General features: G+C 68.4%; 8 protein-coding genes. All 8 read right to left on the bottom strand.

Going from position 1 to position 10,587, the window contains the following annotated elements; genetic code table 11:
* Window positions 1-256: 256 nt before the first annotated feature.
* The 8 genes from bamA to ARC20_RS17260 all read right to left on the bottom strand — a co-directional run bounded on the left by bamA (window position 257) and on the right by ARC20_RS17260 (window position 9,962).
* Complete coding sequence (gene bamA, locus ARC20_RS17225; RefSeq protein ID WP_057649312.1) at window positions 257-2,677, bottom strand: outer membrane protein assembly factor BamA; 2,421 nt, start codon at window positions 2,675-2,677, stop codon at window positions 257-259.
* Window positions 2,678-2,773: 96 nt separating this feature from the next.
* A complete protein-coding gene (gene rseP, locus ARC20_RS17230) occupies window positions 2,774-4,126 on the bottom strand; it encodes an RIP metalloprotease RseP (protein WP_057649313.1) in 1,353 nt (450 codons plus the stop codon).
* A gap of 26 nt (window positions 4,127-4,152) precedes the next feature.
* Entirely contained in the window at window positions 4,153-5,346 is a 1,194-nt protein-coding gene (locus tag ARC20_RS17235; RefSeq protein ID WP_057649314.1) for a 1-deoxy-D-xylulose-5-phosphate reductoisomerase, read from the bottom strand.
* A gap of 24 nt (window positions 5,347-5,370) precedes the next feature.
* The gene (locus ARC20_RS17240; protein WP_057649315.1) at window positions 5,371-6,195 is read right to left on the bottom strand and encodes a phosphatidate cytidylyltransferase; all 825 of its coding nucleotides are present in this window, start codon (window positions 6,193-6,195) and stop codon (window positions 5,371-5,373) included.
* Window positions 6,192-6,959, bottom strand: a complete 768-nt coding sequence (gene uppS / locus ARC20_RS17245; protein ID WP_108143579.1) for a polyprenyl diphosphate synthase — start codon at window positions 6,957-6,959, stop codon at window positions 6,192-6,194. Before uppS ends, ARC20_RS17240 begins: the two co-directional genes overlap by 4 nt.
* A 3-nt stretch (window positions 6,960-6,962) precedes the next feature.
* Entirely contained in the window at window positions 6,963-7,520 is a 558-nt protein-coding gene (gene frr / locus ARC20_RS17250) for a ribosome recycling factor (protein ID WP_057649317.1), read from the bottom strand.
* Window positions 7,521-7,627: 107 nt separating this feature from the next.
* On the bottom strand, window positions 7,628-8,350 hold the full coding sequence (pyrH, locus tag ARC20_RS17255; RefSeq protein WP_057649318.1) for a UMP kinase: 723 nt from the start codon (window positions 8,348-8,350) through the stop codon (window positions 7,628-7,630).
* A gap of 112 nt (window positions 8,351-8,462) precedes the next feature.
* A complete protein-coding gene (locus ARC20_RS17260) occupies window positions 8,463-9,962 on the bottom strand; it encodes a sensor domain-containing diguanylate cyclase (RefSeq protein ID WP_057649319.1) in 1,500 nt (499 codons plus the stop codon).
* Between the last annotated feature and the right edge of the window lie 625 nt (window positions 9,963-10,587).

Here is a 10,587-nt window from a genome sequence, read left to right on the forward strand (position 1 = left end):
TCAGGCGGGCGGGGGCCATGCCCTGCCGGGGGACGCCAAAAACTGCATCCATGCGGGGCTCGTCAGGCGACATCCATGTCGCCCGACGCCCCCGGCAGGGCACGGCCCCCGGACGCCCGATAGACCGCGGCGACCGGCCACGAAAACAAAAAGCCGTGGCTTTGCCACGGCTTTCGAATGTCTTTCTGGTGGAGAGCCCCCCTTGTGAGGGGGGCACGGCCTGACCCGCTGCGCGGGTCAGGCCGCGGGCAGTTCGTCAGAACTGCCCGCCGAAGGTGAACTGCAGGCGCTCGATTTCGTCGCCGTCTTCCTTCTTCAGCGGGATCGCGTAGCTGATCGAGATCGGGCCCACCGGAGCGCGCCACAGCAGGGCCACGCCGGTCGAAACGCGCAGGTCGTTGGCCTTGAACTCGTCGGTGCCGTTGAACACGTTGCCGAAGTCCACGAACGCCGACAGGCGCGCCGAGGGGCTGTCGAACAGCTTCGGGAAGTAGGCTTCGATCGAACCGACCGTCTTCACCGAGCCACCCAGCGGCTGGCCCTTCGGATAGGACGCGGTCGCCTCCGAACGCGGGCCCAGGGTGTTGTCCTCGAAGCCGCGCACCGAGTTCGTGCCGCCGGCGTAGAAGTTCTCGTAGAACGGCAGGCCCGAGGCAACGACGTGGCGAACCAGGTTGCTGCCGTTGCAGTCCTGCGGCACGAACACGGAGCCGCCGGTGGTCACGGGCTGGTCGTAGCCGCAGATGTCGCGGCTCTTGTCGCTGCCGTAGCTGTCGCCGTAGCCCAGTTCCAGGCGGGTGTTGATCACCAGCGAGGGGATGATCGGCCAGTACTTGGAGATCTGATAGTTGAGCTTGTAGTACTCGGCGGTCGAGCCCGGCAGCGTGGTTTCCAGGCCCACGCGCTGGTACATGCCGCGCGTCGGCATGAAGTAGTCGTTGCGGGTATCGCGCGCCCAGCCCAGCTCGGTGCGCCAGGCGTGGAAGGTGCGCGTGCCCATCGCGTCGATGTAGTCGATGATCGACTGCGGCGTGTAGCCGTAGTACGTCGTGATCTGGTTGCTGTCGATGCCGAACATCAGCGAGACGGTGTCGTTCTCGGTGATCGGCACGCCGAAGATCACCTGCGCGGCACCATTGGTGCTGTTGTACTGCGCGGTGTTGTAGTCGGAGTAATCCAGTTCGCGCCAGGACAGGTTGTAGCCCAGCGAGACGCCGTCGTCGGTGAAGAACGGGTTGGTGTAGCTGAAGCCGTAACGCTGCAGGTAGCTGCTGCGCGAGGCCTCGACCGACACGCGGTTGCCGCCGCCCAGGAAGTTGTTCTGCGACAGCTGCACCGAGGTGGTGACGCCGTAGCTCTGCGAATAGCCCAGGCCGAAGACGAAGCTGCCCGAAGTGGTTTCCTTGACGTTGTAGACCACGTCCACCTGGTCGTTGCTGCCCGGCACCGGCGGGGTCTCGACGTCGACCGATTCGAAGTAGCCCAGGCGCTGCAGGCGGATCTTGGAACGGTCGATGGCGGCCTGCGAGTACCAGGTGTTCTCGAACTGGCGCATTTCGCGGCGCAAGACTTCGTCGGAGGTGCGGCTGTTGCCCTTGAACAGGATGCGGCGCACGGTCACGCGCGGGCCCGGCACGACCTGCAGGTTCACCGCGACGGTGCGGTCCTCGCGGTTCGGGGTCGGGATCGGGTTGACCTTGGCGAACGCGTAGCCGATGTTGCTGAGCGTGTTGGTGATCGCGTCGGCGCTGAATTCCAGCAGCGCGCGCGAGAAGGTGTCGCCCGCCTTCGGGATGACGTACTTCTCGACCTCTTCCTGCGGCAGCACCGTGTCACCGGTGACCTTGATGTCGGAAATCTTGTACTGCTCGCCCTCGGTGACGCCGGCGGTGACGAACATGTCGCGCTTGTCGGGGCTGATCGACACCTGGGTGGAGTCGATGCTGAAGTCCACGTAGCCGCGGTCCAGGTACCAGGAGTTCAACTTCTCCAGGTCGCCGGACATCTTTTCCTTCGAGTACTGGTCGTCGCGGCGGTACCACGAAGCCCAGTTGTGCTCCTTGGATTCCCAGCCGGCGAGGATGTCCTCGTTCTCGAACTTCTCGGTGCCCACCAGGTTGACGTGGCGGATCTTGGCCGCCTTGCCTTCCTTGATCGCGATGGCCACGTCCACGCGGTTGCGGTCCAGCGGGCTCACCGTCGGGGTGATTTCCACGTTGTACTTGCCGCGGTTGTTGTACTGGCGGGTCAGCTCCTGGGTCACGCGGTCCAGGCTCAGGCGGTCGAAGGTGCCGCCCTCGGTCAGGCCGATGTCGCTCAGGCCCTTGAGCAGCTCCTCGGACTTGATGTCCTTGTTGCCGGTCACGGTGAGCTTGTTGATCGCCGGGCGCTCCTTGACCGTCACCACCAGGATGTTGCCCTGGCGGTCGAGCTGCACGTCTTCGAAGAAGCCGGTGCGGTACAGGGCGCGGATCGCATCGCCCACCTTGGCGTCGTCGACCGTGTCGCCACGGTTGACCGGCAGGTAGGTGAAGACGGTGCCGGAGGAGATGCGCTGCAGGCCGTCAACGCGGATGTCACTGGCGACGAACGGTTCGGCCGCCGCGGCGAGGGCGGGGATGCCCAGGCCGGTGGCAAGGGCAAGGGCAAGCAGGCGGCGAGTGGGAAATCTCGTCATGTCACATCCGGTTGAGCGGTTCGTTGATGCAGGGGTGCCGGCGTATGACGACGACAGCGCGGATAAGTTCACAGGAGCCGGTCTTTCTGCTGGCCGTCATCGTGGGAGCTGGCCCAGGATGTCGTTGTAGAACGCCAACCCCATCAGCCCGGCCAGGAGTGCCAGGCCCACGTATTGGCCGGCGATCATGACGCGGTCGCTGAGCGGGCTGCCCTTGACCAACTCAATAAGGTAATACAGCAGGTGTCCGCCGTCCAAGATCGGGATCGGCAGGAAGTTGAGGATCGCCAGGCCCAGCGAGAGGGCGGCGAGGAAATACAGGAACCAGTCGACGCCGCGCTTGGCCGAGGCATTGGCCGCGCGGGCGATGCCCACCGGGCCGGAAACGTTCTTCAGCGAGGCGTTGCCGGTGACCAGACGCTTCATCATGCCGAGCGTGTCGGCGGTCATGCGGCCGGCCTCGCGGATCGCCGCGGGCACCGCGGCCAGCGGGCCGTACTGGGCGCGCACGTCGTAGGCGGGCGCGGTGCCGGCCGACATCGCCACGCCCACGCGCCAGCCGCCGGGTGCCGAGGCGTCCTGGCGCGGGGTCAGTTCCAGCGCCAGCCGGTCCTCCTCGCGCTGCACTTCGACCATGCCCGGGCCGCCGCGACGGCCGAGGGCGGCGATGAGTGGCTCGACCTGGTCGGCTGAATCCACCGATTGGCCGTCCACGGCCAGGATGCGGTCGCCGGGCATCAGCACGCCGTCGGCGGGGCTGCCCGTGGAGACCTCGGCCACGATGGCCTGGCGCTGCTGGAAGCCCCAGCTCAGGCCGGCCAGTTCGGGCACGCGCTGTTCGGCAAAGCCGGCGGGCAGCTGGCCCAGCGGCAAGGTCGCGTGGCGGTCGTCGCCCTCGGGGCCGAGGACGTCCACGCGCGCGTCGCGCCGGTCCATGGCGGCCAGGGTCAGTGCGATGCTCGCCTCGGCCCAGCTCTGCACGGGGCGGCCGTCCACGTCGGTGATGCGGTCGCCGGGGTGCAGGTTGGCGCTGGCGGCCATGCCCTGCACGGGGCCCAGGGTGGCCGAGTAGTCGGCGCGGCCGACCATGAACATCGCCCACAGCAGGGCCAGGCACAGGATGACGTTGGCGACCGGGCCGGCGGCCACGATGGCGATGCGCTGCCAGACCGGCTTGTTGTTGAAGGCGTGGGCGCGCTCGGCCGGGTGCACGTTGCCCTCGCGCTCGTCGAGCATGCGCACGTAGCCGCCCAGCGGCAGCAGGGCGACGACGAATTCGGTGCCATGGCGGTCGCGGCGGGTCCACAGCGGGCGGCCGAAGCCGACCGAGAAGCGCAGCACCTTCACGCCACAGCGCCGGGCCACCCAGAAGTGGCCGAATTCGTGGAAGGTCACCAGCACGCCGAGGCTGACGATCATCCACCAGACGGAGCCGAGGAAATCAGCCATGGAAGCAGCGCGGTGGCAGGTGGGACTCAGGCATGTGCGGTCTGGCGGGTCAGGGCGGCTGCGGTAATTCGACGGGCGTCGGCATCGGCCGCGAGCAGGGCCTCAAGCGTATCCGCATTCGTGGACGGCAGCGTAGACAATGCGTGCTGAACCAGCGCCGGAATGGCAAGAAAGGCGATCTTTCCGGCAAGAAAGGCATCCACCGCCACTTCGTTGGCGGCATTGAGGATGGCCGGGGCGGTGCCGCCGGCACGCATGGCCTCCCAGGCCAGCGCCAGGCAGGGGAAGGCCGTCAGGTCCGGCGCCTCGAAATCCAGGCGGCCCTGCTGCAGCAGGTCCAGCCCGGCGACGCCCGAGTCCACCCGTTCCGGCCATGCCAGGCCCACCGCCAGGGTGGTGCGCATGTCCGGCAGGCCCATCTGCGCAAGCGTGGAGCCGTCGACGAATTCCACCAGCGAATGCACCAGGCTCTGCGGATGCACCCACACGCCGATGCGCTCGGCTTCCAGGCCGAACAGGTGGTGCGCCTCGATGACTTCCAGGCCCTTGTTCATCAGGGTGGCCGAATCGACCGAGATCTTCGGCCCCATCGACCACTTCGGGTGCGCCACTGCCTGCGCCGGGGTGACGTCGGCCAGTTCGGCGCGGCTGCGTCCGCGGAACGGGCCGCCGGACGCGGTGAGGATCACCCGGCGCACGCCGCGGCTGGCATCGCACGAGCGCAGGCACTGGAAGATCGCGCTGTGCTCGCTGTCGATCGGGATGATTTCCGAGCCGGCCGCCTGCGCGTGGCGCATCAGCAGCTCGCCGGCCAGCACCAGCGATTCCTTGTTGGCCAGCAGCAGGCGCTTGCCGGCGCGGGCCGCCGCCAGCGTGGAGGGCAGGCCGGCCGCGCCGACGATCGCGGCGACCACCGTGTCGCATTCGGGCGCCGCGGCGAAAGCTTCCAGCGCTTCGGGACCGGCATGCGCGCGGGTCGGCAGCCCGACGGCGCGCAGGCCATCGCGCAGCGCGGCGAACCCGGCCGGATCGGCGATCACCGCATCGTCCGGGCGATGGCGCACGCACAGGGCAACGAGCGCGGCCACGTTGCTGCCGGCGGCGAGCACGCGGGCGCGCAGGCGGTCGGGGTGGCGCGCGATGACGTCCAGCGCCGAAGCGCCGATGGAGCCGGTGGCGCCGAAGACGGCGACCTGGCGGAGGGCGGGGGCCGGGGACATGTCAGTGGTGTCTGGCAGGGGCGTTCAGAGGCCCAGGATGTCCTTGCCCAGCACGAACACCGGCAGCGCGGCGAGCACGCCGTCGATGCGGTCCAGCACGCCGCCATGGCCCGGGATCACGTTGCCCGAGTCCTTGGCGCCGGCCTGGCGCTTGAGCAGGCTTTCGAACAGGTCGCCCAGCACCGAGGCCAACACCGTGACCGCGGCCACGCCGAGCAGCGCGGGCAGCTGCGCCACGGTGGCGCCGGCCAGGGTGCCGAAGGCGGCCGCGGCGATCAGGCCGGCCAGCATGCCGCCGGCGAGGCCTTCGAGGGTCTTGTTCGGGCTGATGCGCGGGGCCAGCTTGTGGCGGCCGAAATGGCGGCCGGCGAAGTAGGCGCCCGAGTCGGCGGCCCACACGATGACCAGCGCGGTCAGCAACCAGTAGTGGCCGGACGGCTTTTCCGCGTGGATCAGCACCAGCGCGGCCCAGGCCGGCACGATGGCCAGCGTGCCGGCGGCGAGCTTGAGCGCGCGCGCATGGCCGCCGTGGTCGGCGCCGAAGTGGAAGAAACGCAGCCACACCAGCGCCACCAGCCACCACGCCGCACCGGCCAGGCTGGCCAGCTGGAACAGCACCAGCTGATTGGCCGACGCCCAGACCAGCAGCACCATCAGCAGCAGGTTGAGCACCAGCAGCACGGTGCGCGACAGGGTGTCGTCCACGCCGGAGAGCTTGAGCCATTCCCACAGCCCGGTAAGGAACACCAGCGCGCCGCAGGCGGCCAGCCAGGCGGTGGGCAGGAAGAGGATCGCGCAGATGGCGACCGGCGCCATGATCAATGCGGCGATGACGCGGGTCTTGGTCATGCGGGCGTGGTCTCGGTCCGGGCGGCGACCTGGGCGCTGGTGAGCCCGAAGCGCCGTTCGCGCTGGGCGTAATCGTCCAGCGCCTGTTGCAGGACGGTGGCATCGAATTCCGGCCACAGGGTTTCGGTGAACCACAGCTCGGTGTAGGCAAGCTGCCACAGCAGGAAATTGCTGATGCGGGTATCGCCGCCGGTGCGGATGAACAGGTCCGGCGGCGGCAGGTCGGACAGGGCGACGCGGCTGCCGAGCAGGGCTTCGTCGATCTGCTCCGGCGCCAGGCGGCCCTCGGCGACCTCGCGGGCCAGCTCGCGCGCGGCCTGGGCGATGTCCTGGCGGCCGCCGTAGCTGGCGGCGATGGCCAGCACGAGGCGGTCGTTGCCGGCGGTCTTGCGTTCGGCGCCCTGCATGCGCTCGGCGATGGCCGGCGCGAAGCGGCTGCGATCGCCGAGGAAACGCACCTGCACGCCGCGGCGCTGCAGCTCCTCGACCTCGCGGTCGAGCGCGTGCAGGAACAGCTTCATCAGCGCGTCCACTTCTTCCTGCGGACGGCCCCAGTTCTCGCTGGAGAACGCGAACAGGGTCAGCACGCCGATGCCCTTCTCAAGGCAGAAGTCGATGGTGCGGTTGACCGCGCGCGCGCCGGCGCGATGGCCGATGACGCGCGGGCGGCGTCGGCGCTGGGCCCAACGGCCGTTGCCATCCATGATGATGGCCAGGTGGCGGGGCAGGGACATTGCAGGGTCCGGCGAGGCCGTCGACGACATGCGTCAGACGGCCATCAGTTCCTGTTCCTTGGCCTTGACCACTTCGTCGACGTCCTTGATCGCCTTGTCGGTCAGCTTCTGCACGTCTTCCTCGGCGCGGCGCACGTCGTCCTCGGTGACGGCCTTGTCCTTCAACAGGTCCTTGACCTGCTGGTTGGCGTCGCGGCGGATGTTGCGGATGGCGACCTTGGCGTCCTCGCCTTCGCTGTGCACGACCTTGGTCAGCTCCTTGCGGCGCTCCTCGGTCAGGGCGGGCAGGTTGAGGCGGATGGTGGTGCCGGCGGTGTTGGGGGTCAGGCCCAGGTCCGAGGCGAGGATCGCCTTCTCGACCGCGCCGACCATCTGCTTCTCCCACGGGGTGATCATCAGCGAACGCGCGTCGGAGACGGACACCGTGGCGACCTGGCTCAGCGGCATGTCCGACCCGTAGTAGTTGACCTTCAGGTGCTCGACCAGCGCCGGCGAGGCGCGTCCGGTGCGGACCTTGATGAGCGTATGGCGCAAGGCTTCGATGCTCTTGGCCATGCGGGTCTGTGCGTCTTGTTTGATCTCGTTGATCATCGCCGGGCGTCCTGGTATTCCTGAATCGGCCGATTATATCGGAAGCGCCGCATCGCGGCCGGGCCGGCGCCGGTCAGGCGCCGATCCCGCGCGGGGGCAGGGCGGGCTCAGCCGCGACCGCGCACCAGCGTGCCGATGCTTTCGCCGCGCAGGATGCGCAGCAGCACGCCGGGCTGGCCCATGTCGAAGATGCGCAGGGGCAGGTCGCTGTCGCGCGCCAGCGCGAAGGCGGCGGTGTCCATGACCTCCAGGCCCTGGCCGATCACTTCGTCGTAGGTGAGCGCGTCGTACTTGACCGCGTCGGCGTGCTTCTTCGGATCCTTGTTGTAGACGCCGTCGACCTTGGTGGCCTTGAGCAGCAGGTCGGCGCCGATCTCGATCGCGCGCAGCGCGGCGCCCGAGTCGGTGGTGAAGAACGGGTTGCCGGTACCGGCGGCGAAGATCGCGATGCGGCCCTTTTCCAGGTGGCGGATCGCGCGGCGGCGGATGAAGTCCTCGCACACGTCGTTGATCTTGATCGCGCTCATCACGCGCACCTTGGCGCCGAGCTTTTCCAGCGCGTCCTGCATCGCCAGCGCGTTGATGACGGTGGCGAGCATGCCCATCTGGTCACCGGTGACCCGGTCCATGCCGCCGGCGGCCAGGCCGGCGCCGCGGAAGATGTTGCCGCCGCCGATGACCAGCGCGACTTCGGCGCCGGCGTGCTGTGCTTCGATCACTTCGCGCGCGAGCCGGTTGATGACCTTCGGGTCGATGCCGTAGTCCTCTCCTCCCATCAGCGCCTCCCCGGAAAGCTTGAGCAGGATGCGGCGATAGGCGAGTTCGGACATGGGGGACTCCGTGATGGGCGGGCAAACGCGGGCGATTCTAGCGGAAACGACGTAGAACCGCGTTGCTGTTCACGACGCTGTAACAGTTCCGTTAATCGCCCGCCGCGCTTGCTCAGCCCGCGGCGGCTTCGGCGTACACGGTCACCCGGTTGCGGCCCCGATGCTTGGAGCGGTACAGCACGTTGTCGGCGGCCTTGAGCAGCGCGTCGACGCTTTCGAACAGGCGGCCGTCGCCCTGCGTGGCCAGGCCCGCGGAGAAGGTGATGTGCAGCGGGCCGCTTTCCAGCTGGGCCATCGGCACGCGCACGGTTTCGGCCAGCACGCGCTGCACCACCGCCAGCGCCGCCTCGGCGTTGGTGTTGGGGAGCACGATGAGGAATTCCTCGCCGCCGAAGCGGGCGATCGTGTCGCTGGTGCGCAGCAGGCGCTGCAGCGACTGGGCGAAGGTGCGCAGCACCTCGTCGCCGACCAGGTGCCCGTGCACGTCGTTGACGCGCTTGAAATCGTCCAGGTCGATGAAGGCCACCGACAGCGGCCAGCCGTGCCGGACCGCCAGGTCGAACTCGTGCTCCAGCGTCGAGCCGAGCTGGTGGCGGTTGTACACGCCGGTCAGCGCATCGCGGCTGGCCTGTTCGGCCAGGTGGCGCGCGCGGTGTTCGGATTCATCGGCCTGCCGGCGCGCGTCGCCCATTTCCTGCAGCTCGCGCAGGTTGCGCAGGGTGGACAGCTCGCGGGCCTGGTCGAGGATCGATTCGACCAGCTCCGGCTGCGGGATGCGCACGTCGAACAGCGCGCCGACTTCCGGCAGCATCTCGCCGATGCGTTCGAGCACCTTCTCGAAGCGCTCGCGGTCCAGCTGCAGCACTTCCTGCACGCGCGCCAGCGCCAGCTCGCGCGCGGCCTCGGGATCCTCGCCCAGCCAGATCTCCGACACGCAATGCGAGAGCGCCACGCAGGCGGCGAACGGCTCGCGCCCGTCGGGCATGGATTCGCTGCGCTCGATCGCCGCGCACAGGTATTCGGGCAGGTGCCACTGGCGCGCGACCCAGGCGCCGACCTCGGCGTGGTCGCCGCCGAACGCGGCGCGTTCGGCTTCCAGCAACGCCTGTGGCTCGAGCGGCGACGTCGCCTGCAGGGCCTGGTAGCGCTCCGGCACGGCCTGCAGCAGCGCGAGGATGCCGATGTCCTGCAGCAACCCGGCGAGCATGAGTTCTTCGGGCTTGCGCAGGCCGCGGGCCTGGCCGAGCACGCGCGCGGCCAGCGAGCTGACCACGCTGCGGCGCCAGATGCGCTCATGCAGCTCCGTGTTGCCGAAGCTGCGGCGCAGGCCCTGCACCATCGAGAAGCCCAGCGCGAGGCTGAGCGTCGCGTTGAGGCCGAGCATGGTCAGCGCCTGGCCGAGGTTGTCGATGCGGCGGCGGCTGGCGTACAGAGGCGAGTTGGCGATGCGCAGCATGCGTGCGCTCAATGCCATGTCCATGGCGATGACATCCGCCGTGGTGGCCATGTCCACTTCGGGATCCTGCGCCAACTCGATCACGCGCAGCGCGATACCGGGCGGCGAGGGGAGGTTTCGGCAATGGGCGAGGGTGGCCTCGTGTTCGGGACGCATGCTCGGGATTGTGCTGCTGTTAAGGCAAAGAATACACGGCCATCACACTTTTAGGTGGTGGGCTCATAGGTATTAGCGGCCGGAATCTGGAAAAGTTTCGGGGAGTTTTTTGAAGCGTGGCGGTTAGTAGCGCTGACTTGCGATGCGGGCACCGCCGTGGCGGGTATGGTCGTCACGCGGCTAATCCCGCCGTGCGGGATTAGCCCCCAAAGTTTGCTTCGCAAACTTCGGGCCCCGGCTCCTGCCTTGCCTATCCCCCCGCGGCTTCGCCGCGCCCCCCTTAACAGAAGGGGGGCTCTTCTCCGATCGCTTCACCACTGCCTCTATTCCACCTCGCTCCCGACTCTTCCGGTTGCGGCTGAAGCCGCTCCTGCGAGTTGGATGGGTGCGCGCTGTGGGTGCGGCTTTGGATGTTGTCATCCGGTCGAGGGAATCTGGAGGGTCTGCGGGGAGGGCGCCCTTTCGGGACCGTTGGCGACATGGATGTCGCCGACGAGCCCCATGGATGGGTTCACGGCGTGTCCCGAAAGGGCGCCCTCCCCGCAGGCCGTGCACAAACCCACAAACAGCCGGCCAATATCCAAGGCCAACAAGCATCGCCACCCGGCTGCAAAAAAAACGCGCT

This window comes from Stenotrophomonas panacihumi (assembly GCF_001431645.1).
Lineage (GTDB): Bacteria > Pseudomonadota > Gammaproteobacteria > Xanthomonadales > Xanthomonadaceae > Stenotrophomonas_A > Stenotrophomonas_A panacihumi.